This window comes from Tenacibaculum amylolyticum (assembly GCF_964511145.1).
GTDB lineage: Bacteria > Bacteroidota > Bacteroidia > Flavobacteriales > Flavobacteriaceae > Polaribacter > Polaribacter amylolyticum.
In genome coordinates this window covers 85,092-107,943 of the sequence record NZ_CAZEFZ010000033.1, presented here as the reverse complement: position 1 = coordinate 107,943, position 22,852 = coordinate 85,092, and the positions used below count along the sequence as shown (strand labels likewise).

17 protein-coding genes are annotated in these 22,852 nt (G+C 32.6%); 12 read left to right on the top strand and 5 right to left on the bottom strand.

The annotated features are described in order from the left end of the window. Positions 1-35 precede the first annotated feature (35 nt). The 6 genes from ACKTTC_RS11540 (at position 36) to lodB (ending at position 13,847) form a co-directional block, all read left to right on the top strand. Positions 36-515, top strand: coding sequence for a hypothetical protein (locus ACKTTC_RS11540; RefSeq protein WP_408039982.1), 480 nt, complete (start codon positions 36-38; stop codon positions 513-515). 462 nt (positions 516-977) lie between these two features. Continuing rightward, positions 978-3,878: a glycoside hydrolase family 48 protein gene (locus tag ACKTTC_RS11535; protein ID WP_408039981.1), complete on the top strand. Its 2,901-nt coding sequence runs from the start codon at positions 978-980 to the stop codon at positions 3,876-3,878. 99 nt (positions 3,879-3,977) lie between these two features. Continuing rightward, entirely contained in the window at positions 3,978-6,104 is a 2,127-nt protein-coding gene (locus ACKTTC_RS11530; protein ID WP_408039980.1) for a cellulase family glycosylhydrolase, read from the top strand. Between the two features lie 537 nt (positions 6,105-6,641). Continuing rightward, positions 6,642-10,022, top strand: coding sequence for a glycoside hydrolase family 9 protein (locus ACKTTC_RS11525; RefSeq protein WP_408039979.1), 3,381 nt, complete (start codon positions 6,642-6,644; stop codon positions 10,020-10,022). A gap of 502 nt (positions 10,023-10,524) precedes the next feature. Continuing rightward, entirely contained in the window at positions 10,525-12,741 is a 2,217-nt protein-coding gene (lodA, locus tag ACKTTC_RS11520; protein WP_408039978.1) for a CTQ-dependent lysine 6-oxidase LodA, read from the top strand. Continuing rightward, entirely contained in the window at positions 12,741-13,847 is a 1,107-nt protein-coding gene (gene lodB / locus ACKTTC_RS11515; RefSeq protein WP_408039977.1) for a lysine-epsilon-oxidase maturase LodB, read from the top strand. Before lodA ends, lodB begins: the two co-directional genes overlap by 1 nt. A 45-nt stretch (positions 13,848-13,892) precedes the next feature. Here lodB and cdaA read toward each other — a convergent pair whose 3' ends face one another. After that, on the bottom strand, positions 13,893-14,678 hold the full coding sequence (gene cdaA / locus ACKTTC_RS11510) for a diadenylate cyclase CdaA (RefSeq protein WP_408039976.1): 786 nt from the start codon (positions 14,676-14,678) through the stop codon (positions 13,893-13,895). 231 nt (positions 14,679-14,909) lie between these two features. On the opposite strand from cdaA, the gene ACKTTC_RS11505 reads away from it, so the two are divergent. Next, positions 14,910-15,107 carry a hypothetical protein gene (locus ACKTTC_RS11505; protein WP_408039975.1) on the top strand — a complete coding sequence of 66 codons (198 nt, stop codon included), beginning with the start codon at positions 14,910-14,912 and terminating at the stop codon, positions 15,105-15,107. Between the two features lie 85 nt (positions 15,108-15,192). Here the strand turns inward: ACKTTC_RS11505 and ACKTTC_RS11500 are convergent, their stop codons facing one another. Together ACKTTC_RS11500 and folP are read right to left on the bottom strand one after the other, a co-directional pair. Next, positions 15,193-15,801, bottom strand: a complete 609-nt coding sequence (locus ACKTTC_RS11500) for an ExbD/TolR family protein (RefSeq protein WP_408039974.1) — start codon at positions 15,799-15,801, stop codon at positions 15,193-15,195. A 102-nt stretch (positions 15,802-15,903) separates the two neighbouring features. Then, positions 15,904-16,725 (bottom strand): dihydropteroate synthase, encoded by an 822-nt coding sequence (folP, locus tag ACKTTC_RS11495; protein WP_408039973.1) that lies wholly within the window; start codon positions 16,723-16,725, stop codon positions 15,904-15,906. A 94-nt stretch (positions 16,726-16,819) separates the two neighbouring features. On the opposite strand from folP, the gene ACKTTC_RS11490 reads away from it, so the two are divergent. The 5 genes from ACKTTC_RS11490 to ACKTTC_RS11470 all read left to right on the top strand — a co-directional run bounded on the left by ACKTTC_RS11490 (position 16,820) and on the right by ACKTTC_RS11470 (position 20,658). Further along, complete coding sequence (locus tag ACKTTC_RS11490; RefSeq protein ID WP_408039972.1) at positions 16,820-17,371, top strand: DUF1599 domain-containing protein; 552 nt, start codon at positions 16,820-16,822, stop codon at positions 17,369-17,371. Between the two features lie 2 nt (positions 17,372-17,373). Then, positions 17,374-18,351, top strand: coding sequence for a DoxX family protein (locus ACKTTC_RS11485; RefSeq protein ID WP_408039971.1), 978 nt, complete (start codon positions 17,374-17,376; stop codon positions 18,349-18,351). Positions 18,352-18,500: 149 nt separating this feature from the next. Then, positions 18,501-19,517, top strand: a complete 1,017-nt coding sequence (locus ACKTTC_RS11480) for an SRPBCC family protein (RefSeq protein WP_408039970.1) — start codon at positions 18,501-18,503, stop codon at positions 19,515-19,517. A gap of 66 nt (positions 19,518-19,583) precedes the next feature. Further along, positions 19,584-19,955, top strand: coding sequence for a fluoride efflux transporter CrcB (gene crcB, locus ACKTTC_RS11475; RefSeq protein ID WP_408039969.1), 372 nt, complete (start codon positions 19,584-19,586; stop codon positions 19,953-19,955). A 1-nt stretch (position 19,956) separates the two neighbouring features. After that, positions 19,957-20,658: a crotonase/enoyl-CoA hydratase family protein gene (locus ACKTTC_RS11470; protein ID WP_408039968.1), complete on the top strand. Its 702-nt coding sequence runs from the start codon at positions 19,957-19,959 to the stop codon at positions 20,656-20,658. Between the two features lie 66 nt (positions 20,659-20,724). Here the strand turns inward: ACKTTC_RS11470 and ACKTTC_RS11465 are convergent, their stop codons facing one another. Then, a complete protein-coding gene (locus tag ACKTTC_RS11465; RefSeq protein WP_408039967.1) occupies positions 20,725-21,339 on the bottom strand; it encodes a DUF1684 domain-containing protein in 615 nt (204 codons plus the stop codon). Beyond that, entirely contained in the window at positions 21,339-22,520 is a 1,182-nt protein-coding gene (locus tag ACKTTC_RS11460; protein ID WP_408039966.1) for a hypothetical protein, read from the bottom strand. The genes ACKTTC_RS11465 and ACKTTC_RS11460 overlap by 1 nt, the downstream gene beginning before the upstream one ends. Positions 22,521-22,852: the final 332 nt, after the last annotated feature.

The following is a 22,852-nucleotide window of genomic DNA, read 5'->3' as shown; positions in this document are numbered from 1 at the left end:
TGTTAATCAATCACAAAAACTCAAAATCAGAAAACATGAAAAAAGTAATTTTATCTGTCTTAGTTGCTGGTTCTTTAGTTGCAACTTCTTGTAAGCAAGAAGCTAAAGAAGCAGAGAAAAAAGTAGAAAACGCTACAGAAGCTGTAGTAGAAGAAACAAAAAAAGCAGCAGATGCTGTTGCAGAAGAAGCTAAGAAAGCTGTAGATGGAGTAGTAGAGGAAGTAAAAGAAGTAGCTAACGATTCTGCTGGAGATGTAAAGTCTGCTTTAGAAGGAATTTCTATTCCAGAATTTAAAGACCCTAAAGTAGGAGAGTACTTACAGTCTTATTCAGAATATGCTAAAGAATACTTAGCTGCAGGTAAAGATGTAGTTAAAAACGCTGAATTAGCTAAAAAAGGTGTAGAATTAGCTACTAAAGGAAAAGAGATCGTTGGATCTTTAGATGCAGAAGCAGCTAAAAAATTTACAGGTGTAATGAGTGCTATTCAAGCTAAAATGGCACCAGCGAAATAATAAAGCAATACTTATTATTGTTTAAAGCCTTCACTTTTTAGTGAAGGTTTTTTTTGTAAACAATGTATTATAAATTGTTAAAAATGTATTGATTATGTGTTAAAATTGATTTTTTATTGAATTTTTGATAAAATTTTAAGATTTATACAAAAAAAACAAATTGTTAAAAAAAAGCTTCAATATACAATTAGAGGTATTGCCGTATAGTTTTTTATGACTAAATTGGAGTGGATATCGATATCAATGAACTTTAAGTTAGTTTGGTAAATTTTTAATTTATAAAACTAATTGTAGTTAAAAAACCTCTAGAATTTAATTGTATAAGAATCCCCCGAGCATTCTTCCCCAATTCTAGGCTAATTACATTAATAATTTTTAAAAACAGGTCAAAGCAAAAGGCTAAAAGAATTCTAATGCCTTAATGTTATTGACGAGGAATGAATTAACCAAATTTTAATCAAAATGAAATTAAGAAAACTTAGCGTACTAATACTTATTCTCATTACGCTCAATGCGTTTTCGCAGACCACTTGCGACTTTGGAACCCCTGCTAGTTCGCCGTTAGCCACTACTAATCATAAAACATATAGTTATGTGCATGTATTAGGAGATGGTGGGCCAAACCTTAGTAATATTACTAACTTCACAATTAATTGGAGTTTAGAAAATAATGGATTATATCAATTTTCGTTGCTTACAAATAATGGAATTCCTTCTTGGTGGAATGATTTATTAAGTAAAGTAACACACAACTTCAACCAAAATCAACCAGGTGTAACTATTAGTTCTTCAGGTTTTCCAGGTTTAGACGGAAGTTATTGGGTAGCTACAGATAACGGTAATTTTGTATTGGTATCTAAAACAGCTAATTATAGAATTTACTTTAGTAATTCAGCTATAGCACCTACTTGTGTAAATAAAGTAGTTGCCGAGTTTTCAGCTACACCAACGTATGGTACAGCTCCTTTATTAGTAGATTTTGATGCTTCGGCTTCTTATGATACAGATGGACAGGAGTTAACGTATACATGGGATTTTGGTGACGGAAACACAGCAGTAGGAGTAGTTGTACAAAATACATATACTGCTAATGGAATTTACCAAGCTAAATTAACAGTAAGTGACGGATTAGGGTCTGAAGGTGAAAAAGTAATTCCAATTAGTGTTACCGATGATAACGGACCAGGAGATAACGAGTATTTTAGACGATTTAATGAAATCCGTTCTGAGTTCTACGATCCAGCAAATGGATACTTTAGTGCAGATGGTTCTCCTCACCACTCAATTGAAACATTAATTGTAGAAGCACCAGATTACGGACACGAGTCTACAAGTGAGTTATACTCATATTGGATATGGTTAGAAGTAATGCACGGAAAATTAAGCGGAGATTGGTCTGAATTAAACAATGTATGGACAAAACTAGAGCAGTTTATCATTCCAACACACGACGATCAACCTACAAACGCACAATACGACCCTAGTAGTCCAGCTACATATGCACCAGAATTCCCATTACCAGACGATTATCCATCACCATTAAACTTTTCAGCTCCAGTAGGAGTAGATCCAATTTCTCCAGACTTAACAGCTACTTATGGAGAAGATGTATATCAAATGCACTGGTTATTAGATAACGATAACTTCTACGGATACGGAAATAGAGGAGACGGAACAAGTACGCCTTCTTATATCAACACATTCCAAAGAGGAGAGCAAGAATCAGTATGGGAAACAATTCCTCACCCATCTTGGGAAGAGTTTAACTGGGGTGGACAAGATGGATTTTTACCATTCTTTATTGGAGATCAAACATATTCTAAGCAATGGAGATATACTAGTGCACCAGATGCAGATGCAAGAGTTGTACAAGCAATGTACTGGGCACAAAGATATGCTAAAGAACAAGGGATTAGCATTAGTAATTTAGATATGGACAAAGCTGTTAAAATGGGAGACTATTTAAGATTAGCAATGTTCGATAAGTACTTTAAGCCAATGGGAGTACAAAGCGAAACTAATGGAGCAGGAACAGGATATGATAGTGCACACTATTTAATGTCTTGGTATATTTCTTGGGGTGGTTCTGTAGGAGCACAATATCCTTGGGCATATAGAATTAGTGCAAGTCACTGTCACTTCGGATACCAAAACCCTGTAGCAGCTTATGCATTAACTCAAGAGCAAGATATGAGACCATTATCTCAAAACGGACATAGAGATTGGAGTGAAAGTTTAACTAGACAAATGGAGTTTTACGAGTGGTTACAATCTAAAGAAGGAGCAATCGCTGGTGGGGCAACTAACAGCTGGAATGGAAACTACAGTACATACCCAAGTGGAAAAGCTACTTTCTACGATATGGCATATGACGATAATCCAGTATATCACGATCCAGGAAGTGGTACTTGGTTTGGATGGCAAGCATGGTCTATGGAACGTGTTGCTGAGTATTATTACATAACTAATGATGCTAGAGCTAAGAAAATCATGGACAAATGGGTTGGTTGGGTTAAAAGTGAAGTTAGATTATTAGGATCTGACGACTTTGAAATTCCTTCTACTTTAGAATGGTCAGGACAACCAGATACTTGGAATGCTAACAATCCAGGAGCTAACAATGGATTAAGTGTAAATGTAGTTAATTACGGTAAAGATTTAGGAATTGCTGCTTCATTAGCAAAAGCATTAATTTACTATGCTGCAGCTACTAGAGAGCATGGAAAATTTGATGCAGCTTCTAGAGATTTAGCAAAAGAAATCTTAGATAGAATGTGGAGAACATACCGTGATGATAAAGGAGTTTCTGCTCCAGAATCAAGAGGAGATTATAGCAGATTCTTTACACAAGAAGTATTTGTTCCAAACAGTTATAACGGAACAATGGCTAACGGAGATGCAATTTCTCCAGGAGCTACTTTCTTAAGCATTAGATCTAATTACTATAACGATCCAGAATTCCCAGCTTTACAAGCAGCTTACGAATCAGGAGTAGATTATACAACGCGTTACCACAGAAGTTGGGCTCAAATTGAAGTAGCATTAGCAAATGCAGAATATGGATTATTCTTCGGAGAGGATACATCAGAAAGATTAGATACGCCAAAGTCTGCACCAATAGTAGGTATTGGACCAAATCCAACGTCAGATATTTTAAATATTTATGTAGGAAATGAAGGAAAAGGAGACGTAGAAATTAGATTAATTGATTTATCAGGAAGAGTAATAAAAACTGACTTAATGACTAACGGGCAACAAAGTACTCAAATGTCATTAGGAAAATTACCTTCAGGATTATACATTTTAGAAACGAACGACCTTTCAATTAATAAGGTACAACGAAACAAGATCATAATAAAGTAATTATGATTCATTGTGTGGTTAGGGAAAAGAGGAGAGTACATACTTTCCTCTTTCTTTTAAATTGGGAATACTACTCAATAATTACTAAAATCAAAAACGATGAAAAAAATAATCTACAATATTTTATTTGTATGTTGTTTATGTTTTGGTTGGCTATTACAAGCACAACAACAGCCAAATTATTTGAATGTTTCTGGAAATAAGCTCATAGACTCAAGAGGGCAAGTGGTAAGATTAACAGGTGTAAATTGGTTTGGATTTGAAACACAAAGTTATTTTCCACATGGTATTTGGACACGTGATATGAAAAGTGTCTTACAGCAAATTAAAGATTTAGGATTTAATACTATTAGAGTACCCTGGTGTAACGAAATGTTAGATCCAGGAAAAACAATAGATGTTCCTTCTTATGGAGCAGACCCATACACTGGAATTTCTCCAATGAATGAAGTTGAAGGGCAAATTACAAAGCCTATAGAATTATTAGATGTATTGGTACAATGGTGTCAAGACAACGATATAAAAGTTGTTCTAGATAATCATTCAAGAGCTGCAGATGGTTTTTTGAATGAAGAACTTTGGTATACAAGTCAATATTCTGAAGCACGTTGGATTCAGGATTGGGTTTTTATGGCAAATAGATATAAAGACTTTTCTGCTGTAGTAGCAATGGATTTGAATAATGAACCACATGGGTCAACTTGGGGTAATAGCAATCCGGCAACAGATTGGAATAAAGCCGCTGAACGATGTGGAAATGCAGTGTTAGCTGCAAATCCTAATGTGCTAATTATTGTAGAAGGTGTTGGTGAGTTTGAAGGAAATAGTTATTGGTGGGGAGGACAATTAATGGGAGCTAAGAAATATCCTATTCAATTGTCAAACCCAAGTAAATTAATGTATTCTGCTCATGAATATGGACCAGAGGTATTTAATCAAGATTGGTTTAACGAACCTAACTTTCCTAATAATATGCCTGCAATATGGAAAAAGAATTATCATTATTTATATGAAGAAGGTACTTCACCAATATTCTTAGGAGAATTTGGAATTAGAGATCAAGGAGCTTTTGGAGGAATTGCATATACTTGGTTTACAGAGTTTATGAACTTTATGGGAAGTAATTACTCATGGACATTCTGGTGCATGAATCCAAATTCTGGAGATACAGGAGGAATTTTAACAGGCGATTGGGTAACAACACATCAATGGAAGTTAGATGTGTTAACACCACATTTAGCACCTTTAATTCCAAATGAAGTTAACATAAGCACAAATAATCCACCAGTCGCAGATTTTATTAAAACAATTACTAGTGGAACAACAGGTGCTAGTGTAACAGTAGAGGCGTATGCTTCCTATGATCCAGATGGAGATCCATTAACGTATACTTGGGATTTTGGAGATGGAACAACTGAGCAAGGAGTTACTGCTTCTCATATTTATACTGAAAACGGTTTGTATACAATTAAGCTAACGGTAAGCGATGGCCAGGTAGAAGATTCTAAAAGTGAGACTGTTATTGTAGATACAATTACTTCAGGAAGCTGTAGTTTTGGTACACCAATAGATAATCCATTAGGGTCGGTAAATAAATCATATAAAAATATTTATGTATTAGGAAATGGAGGACCAGATTTTAGTAATGTAAGTGATTTTACAATTAATTGGGATTTAGCTAATAATGGATTCTATCAATTTTCAGTTTTAACAAACGACGGAGTTCCTGCGTATTGGAATAATTTACTGTCAAAAGTAACTCAAAACTTTAGTCAACCACAACCAGATATTACTGTTTCAGGATCTGGATTCTCTGGGTTTGATGGAAATTATTGGGTAACCATTGACAATGGAAATTTAATTCTTGTTTCTAAAATAGGTGGTTTTGCTATTTATCTAAGTAATTCAGCAACTCAACCTAATTGTAGTTCAAGTGCTTCGAGAGCTAAAACTGCAATTACTACTGAGAAAAGTAAAACGTTCCCTGTAGTATTAATAAGCCCAAATCCTACACAAGATTATATTAATGTATTATTACCGAATAAGGTAAATAAAGGACAAATACGACTAATCAATTTAAATGGACAAGTAATAAAGAAATATGCTATTTCAGGAGTAAATAAAAAACAAGTTCCTGTAAATGGTTTACTAAAAGGAATTTACATTTTAGAGTTTAGGGATAATGAAAGGGGAACTATAATCAATAATAAAGTTATTGTAAAGTAGTTCCTCTTTTTCTAAAATTAAGTTAATGTGATTTTAGGGTATTATAAGTTTAACAGGACGAAGGTTTTTTAACCTGTTATAGAATATCACATTAATTATCGAGGTCGAAATATTTAGTTTTTAATTAAGTGCTCGGCCTCGTTTTTATTACGTAACGATATCGTTTTCTATGAATATAATTTAAACAAATAAAGAGTGTTTATTTATAGCTAAGAAAGCATTATACAGAAAAAAACATTTTATTAAAAAAAAAGCTCAATATAATAATCAAGTTATTGGTATATAGTTTTTTATGTTTAAATTAGAATAGGTATCGATATCTACAGAGCTTTTAAGTTAACTCTAACAAATCATGATTAATAGAGTTAATTATAGTTTAACATTCTAGAATTTAAAACAACTAAGAATCCCCTGAGCATTCTTTCCTCAATTCTAGGTTATTTACATCAAATTTTAAAACACAAGTCAATCATATAGGCAAGTATTACTGTGCTTTTATATTATTGGCGAGGAATGAATTTATCAATTTTAAAAACCATGAAATCTAAACAATTTTATAAACTACTACTACTTTTATTAGTAGTCTCTTTCCCATGTTTTTCACAATATAATTATGGAGAAGCACTACAGAAATCAATATTTTTTTACGAAGCACAACAATCTGGAGAAATTCCTGATTGGAATCGAGTAACCTGGAGAGGTAATTCAGGAATGGATGATGGTTCAGATGTACAAATCGATCTTACAGGAGGATGGTACGATGCAGGAGACCACGTAAAATTTGGATTCCCAATGGCATATTCAACTACTGTTTTAGCATGGGGAATGATAGAGTATAAAGATGCTTATGAAAATAGTGGGCAATTAGAGCAAATGAAGAAAAACTTACGATTTGTTTGCGATTACTTTATCAAATGTCATACTGCACCAAATGAGTTTTACGGCCAAGTAGGTAAAGGAAGCGCCGATCACGCTTGGTGGGGGAGTGCAGAAGTAATGCCAATGACAAGGCCAGCGTATAAAATTACAACAGCTAAGCCAGGTTCAGATCTAGCTGGAGAAACTGCGGCAGCTTTAGCAGCAGCAAGTATGGTTTTTGCAGATTCAGACCCATCGTATAGTGCAACTTTAATAACACATGCAGAGCAACTCTATAGTTTTGCAGATACTTACAGAGGTAAATATTCTGATGCTATTACAGACGCGGCAGATTACTATAAATCTTGGAGCGGTTACCAAGATGAAATTGTATGGGGCGCAATTTGGTTATATAAAGCTACAGGAAATGCGACTTATTTAACCAAAGCAGAATCAGAATATAGCTTCTTAGGTAATGAAGGGCAAACAAACTTTAAAGCTTATAAATGGGGACTTGCGTGGGATGATAAATCTTATGGTTCTTATGTATTGTTGGCAGATATAACTGGAAAACAAAAATATAAGAGTGATTCAGAAAGACACTTAGATTATTGGACAACAGGATTTAATGGAGAGCGAATTGCATATAGTCCAGGAGGTCAGGCGCACTTAACTACTTGGGGGTCTTTACGTCATAGTGCAAATACAGCTTTTTTAGCTTTTGTTTATAGTGATAAAGTTCCAAGTTCAAAAGCAAGTACGTATCACAATTTTGCGGTGAATCAAATCAATTATATTTTAGGAGATAATCCAAGTAATAGAAGTTATGTAGTAGGATTTGGTAACAATCCACCAAAAAATCCACATCATAGAACAGCACATGGAACTTGGACGAATAACTTAGTTGGGCCACCAACAGTTAGTAGACATACGCTTTATGGAGCACTTGTTGGTGGACCTGGAGCTGCAAACGATCAATACACAGACGATAGAGGAGATTATATAGCAAATGAAGTAGCTTGTGATTATAATGCAGGTTTTACAGGAGCATTAGCAAGAATGTACAATGAATTTGGAGGAACTCCGTTAGCAAATTTCCCAATAGAAGAAACACCTACTAATGAGTTTTTAGCAGATGCAAAATTTAATAGTAGTAATCAATATGGAGTTACAGTTTCTGTAATGGCTAGAAATCACACAGCATGGCCTGCTAGAGCTGTAAAAAAATTATCGTTTAAATATTTCTTTAATATTAGTGAAGGTGTAGCTGCTGGATATTCTATAAACGATTATAATATAAACTTAAGTTATTCGCAAGGAAGTAGCTCGTTAGTTGTAAAACCATGGGATGAAGAGAATCATGTATACTATGCTGAAGTTTCTTTTCCTGGTGAAAATGTAGCTCCAGCAGGACAATCGGAAAGTAGAAGAGAAGCGCAGATAAATATACAGGTATCTCACGGTATGCCTTGGGACATTAGTAATGATTATTCTGCAATTGGGTTAAGTGGAAACACAAGAATAAACTCTACAAAAATTCCAATGTATAACGATGGAGAGTTAATTCATGGTGTTGAAGCACCAGGTGGAAATACTCCAAAGGCTTCATTTACTGCCTCATCTACCAATGCTCCTGCTCCTGCAACTATTTCATTTGATGCTTCTAGTTCTACAGATCCAAATGGAGATGTATTAACATATACATGGAATTTTGGTGATGGAACTACAGCTAGCGGAGTAACAGTAACTCATACTTATACTACAGCTGCAAATTATACAGTTAAGTTAACTGTAAGTGATGGAGTTAATACAGATGATGAAACAAAAACTGTAAAAATTACAAGTGGAGCACCCATTGCAAAATTTACAACAGATCAAGATGTATATGTAGCGCCAACTACAGCTTTCTTTGATGCTTCTAATTCTATAGATCCAAATGGAGATGCGTTAACATACTCATGGGATTTTGGAGATGGTACTACAGCTACTGGAGTAACAGTTTCACATTCGTATATTAATATTGGAGATTATTCCGTAGTTCTTACGGTAAGTGATGGAAATGAAACTGGAACAAAAACCAAAGTACTTAAAGTTACTGATGGTGCGCCAGTAGCTGCTTTTTCTGTGAGCGATACCCAAGGAACAGCTCCTTTAACTGTAAGTTTTGATGCTTCAGATTCTGCAGATCCTTCAGGAACAGGCCTGTTATATACATGGGATTTTGGAAATGGTCAAACAGGAAGTGGAGAAACGATTACTACTACTTATACAGATGCTGGTACATATACAGCTACACTTACAGTAATAAATCCTTATGGAGTAGATGTAGCGACAAAAGTGATTACAGTTGAAGAACCATTAAACTGTGGATTTGGAGCGCCATTAGCTACTCCGTTACCAAATATTGGAAATAAGCAATACAATAACGCACATGTTTTAGGAAATGGAGGACCAAATCTTAGTAACTTAAATAACTTTACAATTAATTGGGATTTACAAAATAATGGATTGTATCAATTTTCAATCCTTACTACTAATGGAGTTCCAGCATGGTGGAATGACTTATTACCTAAAGTTAGCCAAAGTTTTAATCAAGCAGAGCCAGAAGTAACCATTAGTGGATCAGGATTTGCAGATTTAGATGGTACTTATTGGGTAACAATGGATGGAAATAATTTTGTAATGGTTTCAAAGAACGGAGGGTTTACAATTTATTTTAGTAACTCTTCACAAGCGCCTAGTTGTGAATCAAGTGCTAGAGCTGTAAAAATTGAAAATACAACTTCTAAAACTAAGAGTTTACCTGTAATGGTTAAACCAAATCCAGCAACAACATATTTAGATGTTTTATTATCAAGAAATGATGTAATGTCTAAAGGTTTACATAAAGGGAATATACGTTTATTAAATGTAAGTGGTCAGGTGTTGAAGACTTATTCTTTTGATAATCAGCAAAAAATAAGGATTTCTATTGAGGATATTACAAAAGGATTTTATATCTTAGAAGTAGAAAATAATACAACAGGAGAAAGAACGACTCGTAAGATACTAGTGAAGTAGTTTTTTGATTACTAAAAATTAGTAATCCCCTGTAATTAAAACCCGAGATCAGTGTAAGAATGTTCTCGGGTTTTTTTATGTTTTAAGCATAAAAAATAACGTAATAATTGCTGTTACAAATTGTGGTTAGTCATAGTGTAAAAAAAGCGAACTTTTAGAAATGATTAAGGTGTTTTCCTGTATAAAGAAAATAATTTATCTCTAACTTTGAAAGAAACCAAATACTAAACCCCGAATAATAGTAAACAAACATTTAAGTTTTGTTTTCTACAAATTAAGTTTTCTTAAACATTAGCAAATAACATTTTTTATTACTGATAGTGTGTAATAATAATTTACATGACTACAGGTATTGTTATAAGGTTATAGTATAAAAACAGTAGTGATTTTAGGATAACTGCTAAGTTGATATTCTTAATAAATCTTAGCGATAAATTGAATTAATGCTAGTGTTATAAAAAACAAAATATATAAACCAATTAACCTCTTAAATCATATAACTATGGAATTTAAAATTAGCCCTTCGGTAGGAGTAGCTAGATTAGGGAATAGTGAAGGACAGTTTTGTCTTTCTCCAGATAGCATTGGAGGACTTCCTTTTGAAGCCGATGCATCAGGAAACAAATTAGGACCCATTAAACATTTCAAAGACGAAGAAAGTCAAGTAAGAAGGCAAGGTCAACTATTTAAAATTTTTAATGCAGAAGGTGTTGAACTTACCATTAACTCACCTAATGTAGAAAATATGGAATGGACTGTGCATTTAGCCAATAAAAAGGCAGCTTGGTATCAATTTAGTGAGCTAAAAGGAAACCTTTTGTATGGTCCAGAGAATAGTTATAAAAATCAGAAAGTTGAATTAAGAAACCCAGCTGTTGAAGGAGAAGCTAGGCAAGCTTTAATTATAGATCCAGGGCCCAGAACAGTTTCTGGTGCTAACCAAAGTATAAGTTTTGATAAAGCATCTGTACCCGATGGTTATCCAGATCGTTTTCCTTCTAACCATACTATTTCTGAAGATGGAAGTGTAGATCTTAGAACATCAGAAGATGGACAAGGTGTTAAATATGGAACCGAAATAAAAACATTAGGAGATTTAAAAACAGATGATGAAGGAAGGCTTATCGTTTTAGGAGGATATGGTCATGCAGGAGGAGATGAACCTTTAACTAGTTACGGTGGTTCTAATACATGGCATGATGACATTTCAGACGGACCTGTGTATTGTAAGATTACATTTAACGATGGTACTTCATCAGTTATTTTACAAGCTTGGGTTATTGTGGGGTCACCAGATTTTGCTCCTGAAATAGTTAATATTTCTAACCTAAGTGATACCATGTTTGATGTTGGAGTACGTGCCTTTAACCTAGTACCTAGTATGTGTACAAATGGACAGTTTAATAGTTCGTATATAGTAAATTACCAAAGAGACATTTTACCTATTGTAAAACGTTTTGCTGCTTACCAATGGGTTGCCAATGTACAATCCATGATAGCATTTTCAGCAAATGTATTTGACTTATCTGATCCTAGTGAGGAAAATAAAGCTAATAGACTAAACTATTTCGCATATTTTAGACGTCCAAACGATAAATCAGATACTTCTTCAAACCAACCACAATCTGAGTTATTTAAAACGCAAGGAGATGATATGTTTCCAATGATGCCATTAAACTCAGGAAGTAATTCAGTAAGTAATGTAAATATTGTAAAGTTCTTAGCATTAAACGATACACAGTATTTTATGCTTGAACAATGGGCTAATGGGAGTTTTGAAAATAATCCAGACTATGAGCCATTTGCTATTAGTAAAGAAGATCAGGCAAGTGTAGGTAATTGTGTAGGTTTACCAATGTGTCCAGGTATAGAAGTAACGTGGAGTTTACAAAATCCAAGTATATACGAAGCACCTTATGTTATAGCAGATCAAAAAGGCCTTGGAGGTTACAATAAAACAGGGTTGTCACCTTCCAGAGATGAAGCTGAAGGAGGCGGTTGTCAACCAGGAGATTTAACTAAAAGAATGGCTTGTCCTTGGCAAGCAGACTTCTTCCAATGCACTATACAGCCCGTAAACTTTACGAATCCAGATTTTAATAAAGCAAATGTTACTACTACAGAAAGAGTAGAAACAACCACAAATAAAACGTGGACAAACCCAGAAGAAGATTCATTAGGAGAAGTTATCAATACTGAAAAAGAAACAACAGTTAGAACGTATGAAAGTTCCCAAAGAGAACCATTACCGCCTACCTATTACTCTTATTGGTGGCCACCACAAAGTCCATGGGATGTTTTAACAGGTGAAATTACTGTAGAAGGACAAATGAATTCACATTTTCCAGCAGGACAACAAGTAAATTATGCTCGTGGGATCAATAGCTTTGTTCAAATGGTAGAACATTGGTCGGCCATGGCTTTTATTAGAAATGTAAACTCACAAGATAAAGGCTTCCCTTACTTTACAGAAACAGAACGTACAAACGAACTTTTTTCATTTAAAGAATTAGGAATAGGGCAAGTTACAGGAGACGATTCTGATAATGAAACTACAGTGCCTATTTTTTATATAAATAATGATTTAAAGAGTGTAGGAGAAAAAAGTGAAAAGGCTAAAAGACTAGTAGCTTTTCTAGAACGACGAACATTTAAAAAGATAAAAATTAGTAGTGAAGGACTTGGATTACCACGTTCTGGAACAAGAATAAGACGCTAATGATAGAGACAATACAACACACAGATGTACTTATTGTTGGTGGAGGTCCTAGTGGGGCCTCTGCCGCATTAAGTTTGCTAAATTATTCAAATTGTAGTGTAACACTTGTAGAACAATCAGACTTTAATCATATTAGAGTAGGAGAACATGTATCGTCTAGTATATTTAATCTGATAGATTATTTACAACTAAATAAGAATGATTTTGAAGATGATTGTTTTATGCCTGCATATGCGAGTAAAGCTTACTGGGGAAGCGATACGGTAAGTACAACAAATACAATTTTTACAACAGAAGAAGCAACGTATCAGATGGATAGAGAAAAATTCGATTTTAAGTTGATCGAAGTAGCTGCTGAAAGAGGCGCTACTATTTATCCAAGAACAAAATGTTTAGATTATGAACAATTAGAAGATAAAAGTTGGCGAGTGTTAATGAGTCATCCCGTTGAAGGGAAATTTACTGTTACAGCTAATTATTTGGTAGATGCTTCAGGAAGATCAGGAAATGTTAGTAGGAAAATTGGAGCATCTTCACAAACATACGATGCGTTAATGGGAGTAGGTTTATTCTTAGAACGAGAGGATATATCAAAGATATTTGAACAAACCATAGAAGCAACAGCTTTAGGTTGGTGGTACACAGCTTGTTTACCAGATGGAAAAATGGTAATGACTTTGTTTTCTGATGCAGATATTATTTCAGAATATAAACTTCATCAAATAGAAAATTGGAAAAACAGACTACAAAAAACCAAACATGTTAAAGGTCTCATCGATGGTTCTCATGCACTTTCAAATAAATTATGGATAAAAAACGCACAAACACAACTTACAGATAGCAGTAGTTTAGATCGATTTATAGCAATTGGAGATGCAGCTGTATCTTTTGATCCAATTTCTTCTATGGGGATTGGTTTCTCTATAAGTTCGGCTTGTTATGCGGCAAAGCATATTGTCCAAGAGTTAGAAGAAGGTTTTTTAACAACGAAGGTGTATCAAGAAGATATTCAAAGAAATTTTGATCAATATAAGGAGATAAAGACTCGGTATTATCGAGAAGAAAGAAGATGGAATTCTTCAAAATTTTGGGATCGTAGAAATTAATAAGTAGCTATTCTATTTCAAAAGCTTCTCGAATCAAGAGTAATATTAAGTAAGTTTAGAAACGTCCTGTTTTATTTTTTCGGATAATTGATCAAAGTCTTTATATAGAACAAATTCACCGTCTTTGATGTAAGAAATTTCACCAGTTTCTTCAGAAACTAATAAGCAAACAGCGTCTGTTTTTTCGCTAATTCCTATAGCAGCTCTGTGTCGTAAACCAAATCTAGCAGGAATCCTTGGGTTGTCAGATACAGGTAAAATGACACGAGAAGCAACAATATAATTATCTCTAATAATGGTAGCGCCATCGTGTAATGGACTATTTTTATAAAAGATACTTTGTATAATGGCATTGTTAACTAAAGCATTCATTGGATCTCCTGTATTTACCAAGAAATCAAGCTTGTTCGTACGTTCAATAACAATTAAGGCTCCAGTTTTTGATTTGGAAAGATTTTTACATGATTTTACAATTGTTTCAACATCGGTATCTGCATTAATTTCAGATTGTAAAAACTTTATTTGATTTAAGAAACCACGTTTTGTCGAAAAATTAGTAGTTCCTATCATTAATAGAAACTTTCTAATTTCTTGTTGAAATACAATTATCAAAGCAATAACACCTCCAGAAAGTAAGTAACCAAGAATACCACTTAGCATTTCCATGTGCAATGCTTGCGTAACTTTCCATATTAAGAAAATAAAAGCAATTCCAATAACAATATTAATTGCTACTGTACCTTTAACTAATTTATAAATATAGTATAGTAAAACAGCTACTAGGATAATATCTAGTATATCAAGAAAAGAAAAATCTATAAAGTCTAACATGTATCCTAAGACATTTGCGTAAATGTACTAATAATTTGGTGGTTTTGTATGGTTTCAGCCTTTTCTGAATTTTCCAAATTTAAAGTAGTTGTGCTGTTATAATCTAGATTTTATTCAAGGAAATAAAAAATAGTAATTAAGAAAAGTGTTTTAGATTAGAATTTTGTATTTTGGTAGAGTTAAGAATAACCAATCTTAATATTAATTTAATCTAATAACCTTACCATTATTATGAAAAATCAAATTTCAAAATTAGGAAAAGTACTTTCTAAAAACGACCAAAGAAATATCGAAGGAGGCTTCGGATGTTATGCACAATTTCTTGAATGTAGTTCAAATAGAGATTGTCCTCCTTGTAGTAGCGGTTGTGGAATGACAATAGATGTTAATGGAGAACCATTATTCATTCCAGATCTTTGTGCGTTTTAATTGTATTTAAAGCAATAAAAGGTTAAAAACCAGTTACCAATGTGTAACTGGTTTTTTTATATAATAGTTTTCTAATAATTTAAGACTAATTAGTAGCCATAGTAGTTTCTAAATCTCCTATTAAAAGAGGGTATTTACTACGAATAAATTTAATTTTTTCAAACACTTTGGCATCTTTAGTACGTTTAAACTCTTCTTCCATAGCGGTAAAACTAGTTTTGTAAATTTTAAGTGTTAGTTTATTTCGTAATTGAGAATACGCATGATTTACATTATCTAAAACATTAATATAAGTTTCATAAGTTGCATTTCTATCAGCAGTTATAGTTATTACAGCTTTAGAAGGATGATCTGATAAATTACTTTTTTTATTTCCATTGCACCAATCACAAGGTTGCCCATTAACATCCTTACCACCACCATTATCAATAAAGTTTGCGGTTAACTCTGTAATTTCATCAGTATTTACTTGGCGCTCTCCAATTAATATTTCATCATTTAAGTTGATATTAATATCTAAAAGATTTCTATCATGAAGCTCAATAGGTGGAGGATTTTCATTTTTTTGAGCCATCTTTCTAAAAATACCTTTGTCAACATCCAAAGTAGTAGTAACAAGGAAAAAAATAAGAAGTAAAAAAGCTATGTCTGCCATAGAACCGGCGTTAATTTCTGAAATGCGTTTTCTTTTCATAATTAGTAGTTTTTAAAAAATTAATAAATGATTTTTACTAAAGTTTGGCTACTAAGCAATTTTTGGTCTTAACAGAAAATTAACAAAAACAATGCCAGAAAACTAACGTACTTGTGAAACAATCTTTACAGCTTCAACAGCTTCTTTTACATCATGTACACGAAGAATATTAGCACCATTTAAAAGTGCAATAGTATTGGCAATAGAAGTTGCATTTAGGGCTTCTTGTGGCGAAGTGTCTAGTAATTTGTATAGCATAGATTTTCTGGATACACCTGCCAGAATAGGACTATCTAGATTTTCAAATAATGATAAATCTTGTAGCAATTCGTAATTGTGTGCAATCGTTTTTCCAAAACCAAAACCAACATCAATAATTACATCATTAACTTTTAATTGGTGTAATTCAAATAACTTTTCAGCAAAAAAAGAAATCAATTCAGTAGTAATGTTTTCATAATTAGGATTCTGCTGCATGTTTTGCGGAGTACCTTGCATATGCATTAGAATATATGGAACTTGAAGTTCAGCAATAGTTTTAAACATATTTTTATCTAAATTACCACCAGAAATATCGTTTACAATTGCACCGCCAGCAAGAATAGTTTCTTTAGCAATATTGCTTCGAAAAGTATCTATAGAGATGAATGCTTCTGGAAATTTTTTAGATAAAAGAGTTACAACAGGAACAATTCTCTGCAATTCCTCGTCTTCAGAAACATGTGCAGCACCTGGTCTAGAAGAGTAAGCTCCAATGTCAATAAAAGTAGCTCCGTCTTCTAACATTTTCTCAGTTTGCAGTAAAATATCTTTTTCATTATTGTATTTACCGCCATCAAAAAAAGAATCTGGAGTAATATTTAAAATCCCCATTACTTTTGGAGTTTGAAAATCAATAAGTTTTCCGCGGCAGTTAATAGTCATGCTTCTGAGTGTTAAAAATCAAATTTTTCGATAAAAATAATCGAAAACCTATTTGATTTGCTATTTTTACATAGTTTTTTCGGAATACATAGAAATGCAGAATACCTCAGAGCAGTACGACGCGGTAATTACAGAGTGCCGCAATTTATTTATTAATAAGATGTCTGATTATGGAAGCGCGTGGAGAATCTTGCGCTTACCATCACTCACCGATCAAATATTTATCAAAGCACAACGAATTCGCCAGCTACAAGAAAATAACGTAAGAAAGGTAGATGAAGGAGAACGATCTGAATTTATTGGAATTATCAATTACTCTATCATGGCGCTGGTACAATTAGAATTAGGTTTTGCAGAACAACCAGACCTAACAACGGAAGAAGCTACAGCTTTATATGATAAATATGTAAAAGTTACTAAAGAATTAATGGAGAATAAGAACCACGACTATGGAGAAGCATGGCGTGATATGAGAGTGTCTTCATTAACAGACTTAATTTTACAGAAATTATTACGCGTAAAGCAAATAGAAGATAATAAAGGAAAAACCATAGTTTCAGAGGGAATTGATGCAAATTATCAGGATATGATCAACTATTCAGTATTTGCAATGATTCACTTAAATGAAGCCCAAAAATCCCTATAATTATGTTAAAAATACTTACACACATTTCAAGAGTTTTTGTCGGATTACTATTCATTTATTCAGGTTTTGTAAAATTGGTAGACCCATTGGGAACCATGTTTAAATTAGAAGAATATTTTAGTGAAGCGGTATTAGGATTAGAATTCTTAACTCCTTATGCATTAGTATTTGCAATTCTTTTAGTAGTGGCAGAAACTGTTTTAGGAATTATGTTATTGGTAGGATACAAACCTAAATTTACCGTTTGGAGTTTGTTTGCAATTACCTTAATATTTTTATTCCTAACATGGTATTCGTATACATATAATAAAGTAACAGATTGTGGTTGTTTTGGAGATGCTATTAAAATAACACCAAAACAAACATTCTATAAAAACGTAATTTTTATTGTATTGATAGGAATTTTAATTGCAGGATTAAAATATATTAAAGCTATTCCTTCTTTAAAAATAGCAACAATAACTACATATGCATCTGTATTTGTATCATTATTAATTACGTATTATGTGTTAAATCATTTACCTATTATAGATTTTAGAGCTTATTCAGTAGGAACAAATATTGCTGAAGGAATGAAATATCAAGGAGATGGAGAAGTGCCCCCAATCCATGATTTTACAATTGATACAGACGAAGGAGATTTGTTAGAAGAAATGTTAGGTAAAGACAAAGCAATGTTGATTCTAATAAACACGGTAGATAAAGCAGACGAAGAAGGATTCTCAGCTGTTTCTAAAGTAGCTGCAGAAGCAAAAAATAAAGGGTATGAAATATATATCCTTACAGCAGATGGAATGATGTACGATGAAGATGAATTGAATAATTTCAAAGAAAAGTATAATCTACCATATATTTTTGGTAGTTGTGATGGAACAGCAATTAAAACGGTAATTAGAGCAAACCCTGGTATTGTAACAGTTAAAAATGGAACAATTGTAGGGAAGTGGAACTGGACAGATGCAGATGATGTAGAGCTTTAGTTCTTGAATGAATATAATAGAGGGAAAACCTCTATATTCATTGAAAATAAACCTTATAAAATTATAAATAACCTCGTGTAAAATGCACGAGGTTATTTGTTTACGAGTTATTTTTTATATTTAATGAGTATTAACCAAACTTTTTATCTATGAAAATCTTAAAATATACAGTGCTATTTCTGTTAGCAATTATTGTAATAGGTTTGTTGTATGTAACAATGCAACCTTCAAACTATGATGTTTCTCGCTCAAAAGTGATAAACCAACCAATTTCAAAAGTATTTTCTACTGTTAATGATTTAAAAACATGGGAACAATGGGGGCCATGGCACGATCAAGATAGTACAATAGTCGTTACTTACGGCGAAACTACCGTAGGAGTTGGTGCAAGTGATAGTTGGACAAGTAAAGATGGCCCAGGAGCAATGAAAACAATTGCAGTAGAAGAAAATAAATCAATTCAACAAGAAATGACTTTTGGAGATAATGAACCTAGTGAAATCATTTGGGATTTTGAAGAGGTAACAGATGGAACAAAGGTTACTTGGACAATGAAAGACGATAAGGCTCCTTTTATATTTAAATTTTTTGCTGCATTATCTGGAGGTTGGGATGCTATGTTGGGCCCTATGGAAGAGCAAGGTTTAGATAATTTGAGTGAAGTTGTAAATAATATACCAGATAAATTTCGTTTAAGCGAAGTGGTTGTGGTAGATACTGAAGAAAAACCATTTATAGGATTCCCTCATAAAATGAAAATAAACCACGAAGCTATGCAAAAAGCATTTATGGAATCATTGCCAAAAGCAGGTATGTATGCTGTTAAATCTGGTTTAGTTCTAGGAGATTATATACCAGCAGCAGTATTTCACAAATGGGACGAAAAAACTGGAGAAACAGAGTTTCATATTGGATTGTTACTAAATAAAGATATAGATCCAGCAGAAGGAATGGATAAAATGAATATTGCAGGAGGGAAGCATGCTAAAATTTCTAAATATGGTAACTACGGAGAAGGAGATTATGAAGCGCATACAGCCTTGGCAAAATATTTAGAGGCTAATAAAATAAAGAGTAAGTTTCCTATTTACGAATTATACGTTAACGATCCAGCTAACGTAAAAGAAATAGATATTCAAACAGATATTTTTTATCCAGTAGAATAATTTACCAGATTAAATACAAATTAAAAAACCTCACTATTTTGTGAGGTTTTCTTATTTTCGTAGGCAATGAAACAAGCAATATTCGTATTCATAGGAGGTGGTTTTGGAAGTGTGTTAAGATATTTATTAGGAAAGGCACTTAATAACTCTGAAACAGGTATTCCGTTAGGAACTTTTTTAGCCAATATTTTAGGAAGTTTGCTAATAGGTTTTATTCTAGGGCTGGCAGCTAAAAATGAAGCATTAACCCAAAATCAATCGCTATTGTTAGCTACAGGTTTTTGCGGTGGATTTACTACATTTTCTACGTTTGCTTATGAGAATCATATATTTTTAAAATCAGGAGATTTTATTTCGTTTGCATCGTATACCATAGCTAGTTTTGTAGTTGGATTCTTGGCCGTTTTCTTAGGAGTTTTTTTAGTAAAATATATATAATATGAACAATTTAGTGCAGTATACTACTGAAGATAATTATGCAATAATTAAAATAGCGAATGGGAAAGTTAACGCAATTTCTCATGAAGTTATAGATGAAATTAATGAATGTTTAGAAGCTGCCGAAAAGGAAGAAAGAGTAGTAATTATAACTGGACAAGAAGGTATTTTATCTGGTGGTTACGATTTAAAAGTAATGACAAAATCTGCAGATGCAGCTAAAGAATTAGTATCTAGAGGTTCAAAACTTTCACATAGGTTGTTATCATTCCCTTATCCAGTAATTATGGCTTGTAGTGGTCATGCAGTTGCGAAAGGAGCTTTCTTATTATTATCTGCAGATTATAGATTAGGAGTTGATGGGGATTTTAAAATTGGTTTAAACGAAGTGCAAATTGGTATGACAATGCACCACGCAGGAATTGCAATAGCAAGACATAAGCTTCCTGCTGTATTTTTTGAAAGAAGTGTGAATAATGGAGAAATGTATAATCCAAAAGAGGCAGTTACAGCTGGTTTTTTAGATAAAATAGTTCCAGGTGAATACTTACTTCCAACAGCGGTTAAAGTAGCGCAACTATTCGGGAAAATAAACAAAACAGCACATAAAAACACTAAACTTAAAGTGCGTAAAGACTTTTTAGAAAGTTTACAAAATGCAATTGAGTTAGACCTTAAAGAAGAATTATCTTTTGACGCTTAGATCAAAAAGAATTGATTATAAAATAAAAACCGTTATTCTTCAAAAGGATAACGGTTTTTATTTGTCTTATTTTTTATAAGCCATTACACCAGCTTCAACTGCAATATCTAATCTGTTATCGCGTGGGGTAATAGGGCAAGAATATCTGTCACTATAAGCACAGTATGGATTGTAAGCTTCGTTAAAATCAATAACTATTGTGCCATCGCCTTTTTTATCTGTAGTTAATACATCTATAAACCTACCTCCTCCATACGATGTTTTACCATTAGTTAAATCAAGAAAAGGTAAAAATAAATGGTCTTTATATTTAGGTTTTGGGTCTGGATCTTTATAAATGTCTAGTTGAAAATCTTTCCCATCAATTGTGAAATTGATAATACCATATTTTTTATACTTAGCCACTCTAGAAGTAGTTGTTGGAAAATTAAAAACTTTACCATCTGGGGTTTCAGTCAGTTTTGCGACTACTTTAAATTTTTCATTTATAGGAAAGAAATCTAAACCTTTAAAATTCTTTAATCCTTTTTTAGTTAATGGAGATTTAGAAGCATCTTTAAATTTTGCATTCATTTCTCGCTGGAATTCTGAGTCACCTAATATTTCTCTTTTCCCTTGTGAATTACAAGAAAGAAGAAAAAGTAAATTTAAAATAAGGATATAGTTTTTTAAGTTCTTCATTAATCGATTAATTTTAATTCATTAATATCATTCTTATTGAACATATTTTTAGCTCTAGAAAGTAAACCTTTTTGAGAGTTGATATCTTCAGTAGCTTCTGTAAAAGGAATTTCAAAATCAAAAGTAGTTTTAATTTCTTGTAAATACTTATGATAAGATCTATTTAGTAAAAGAACCTTTGTTTTATCATCATTACTTACCGTACTACTTAAGTGTTTTTTAGTTAATGTAAAATTAGAAATATCTATAGTTTCTTCAATGCTAGAGAATAAAAATCGATCTTTAACTAAATAAACAGTGCCTTCTTTTTTAACCAATCGAACCACACTACCTTTTTTAAACTTCTTACTGGCAGTTTTTAAATAAACACAAAATGAAAATAAATCATTGTGAGTAAGTAGTTTTTCTTTGTTTTTAAACAAATTCAGAATAGGAAATACAAATAAGTATTTAGTTTTATTTACCAATTGTACAGATTTACGATACATCATTAAAGAAATAATAAATGCTAAAACTGATAGAATAACCGAAAATGTAGGATAGAAAACACTAATCAAAACAAATAAAATTGTGATTACAATCTTTACAATTTCTAGAATGGAATCTATAAAAGGAATTGGCGATAGGAAGATCAGAATATCAATAAAAAAACGAACAGTAGTAACTACGACTAAAAAATAAATAGAAATAATTAAAACAAGTAATGTTTTTAGTCCTAAAGAAAAGAATCCAGCTTCTTGAGTTCCTGCTCCATTATTATTAGCATCAAAAAATAAAAGAGGTGATACAATAACAATAATATTTATAATAATTGCTGCATGGCTAGAAAGGTAATTATCCGCTAAACCAATAGCAGCAGTTGCTTTATTTGTTTTAAATACAGTTCCTACAAGAGAGGTAAATAAGAAAAGAAATCCAAAAAGAGAAACAATTAGCCAACTGTCAAAAAAAGGATTGGTAGCTATGAAATCGTTGTGAATTCCCATTTTAGATAAAATGGAAGTAACAAATACCGTAGCATATGGATTTATACCCATAGGTAATAGCTGCGCCAATTGAGAAACTAAATCGCCACTATGCGCAACCGAGCCAATAAGAGAAGTGCTTTTATGTTGGGCAATTACTAAATATGGAATGCATAATGATAATAATAAAGATAATTTGGTTAGAGTTTTTTTCATAATAGCTATTTTAATAAGGAGGCTAAAAATACTTTATTTTTTTAGTAAATAGAAAATAATAAAGAGAGAAACTAATCTTTATGCTACTAAAAAAGAGAAGCATAACGTAAAGTTAACATACGACTTTATAATTTTTTATATATGTTTGTAGTAGAATTAAAAGAAAACATGAAAAATAGTTATACATATAAGCAATGCAGATGGGTGTCTAAATCACCTTCATCCTGTCGGGCTATTTATGTGTAAATGTTATATTGATATAAAAATATACAATTGCTAAGTCCGACTTTATAGTCGGACTTTTTTATTTTCTATAAACAACTAAAATCAAA

Excerpts from the sequence above, each read along its gene's own strand:
- ACKTTC_RS11540 (WP_408039982.1), top strand. The coding sequence starts at position 36 with ATGAAAAAAGTAATTTTATCTGTCTTAGTTGCTGGTTCTTTAGTTGCA.
- ACKTTC_RS11535 (WP_408039981.1), top strand. The coding sequence starts at position 978 with ATGAAATTAAGAAAACTTAGCGTACTAATACTTATTCTCATTACGCTC.
- ACKTTC_RS11530 (WP_408039980.1), top strand. The coding sequence starts at position 3,978 with ATGAAAAAAATAATCTACAATATTTTATTTGTATGTTGTTTATGTTTT.
- ACKTTC_RS11525 (WP_408039979.1), top strand. The coding sequence starts at position 6,642 with ATGAAATCTAAACAATTTTATAAACTACTACTACTTTTATTAGTAGTC.
- lodA (WP_408039978.1), top strand. The coding sequence starts at position 10,525 with ATGGAATTTAAAATTAGCCCTTCGGTAGGAGTAGCTAGATTAGGGAAT.
- lodB (WP_408039977.1), top strand. The coding sequence starts at position 12,741 with ATGATAGAGACAATACAACACACAGATGTACTTATTGTTGGTGGAGGT.
- cdaA (WP_408039976.1), bottom strand. The coding sequence starts at position 14,678 with ATGTTAGACTTTATAGATTTTTCTTTTCTTGATATACTAGATATTATC.
- ACKTTC_RS11505 (WP_408039975.1), top strand. The coding sequence starts at position 14,910 with ATGAAAAATCAAATTTCAAAATTAGGAAAAGTACTTTCTAAAAACGAC.
- ACKTTC_RS11500 (WP_408039974.1), bottom strand. The coding sequence starts at position 15,801 with ATGAAAAGAAAACGCATTTCAGAAATTAACGCCGGTTCTATGGCAGAC.
- folP (WP_408039973.1), bottom strand. The coding sequence starts at position 16,725 with ATGACTATTAACTGCCGCGGAAAACTTATTGATTTTCAAACTCCAAAA.
- ACKTTC_RS11490 (WP_408039972.1), top strand. The coding sequence starts at position 16,820 with ATGCAGAATACCTCAGAGCAGTACGACGCGGTAATTACAGAGTGCCGC.
- ACKTTC_RS11485 (WP_408039971.1), top strand. The coding sequence starts at position 17,374 with ATGTTAAAAATACTTACACACATTTCAAGAGTTTTTGTCGGATTACTA.
- ACKTTC_RS11480 (WP_408039970.1), top strand. The coding sequence starts at position 18,501 with ATGAAAATCTTAAAATATACAGTGCTATTTCTGTTAGCAATTATTGTA.
- crcB (WP_408039969.1), top strand. The coding sequence starts at position 19,584 with ATGAAACAAGCAATATTCGTATTCATAGGAGGTGGTTTTGGAAGTGTG.
- ACKTTC_RS11470 (WP_408039968.1), top strand. The coding sequence starts at position 19,957 with ATGAACAATTTAGTGCAGTATACTACTGAAGATAATTATGCAATAATT.
- ACKTTC_RS11465 (WP_408039967.1), bottom strand. The coding sequence starts at position 21,339 with ATGAAGAACTTAAAAAACTATATCCTTATTTTAAATTTACTTTTTCTT.
- ACKTTC_RS11460 (WP_408039966.1), bottom strand. The coding sequence starts at position 22,520 with ATGAAAAAAACTCTAACCAAATTATCTTTATTATTATCATTATGCATT.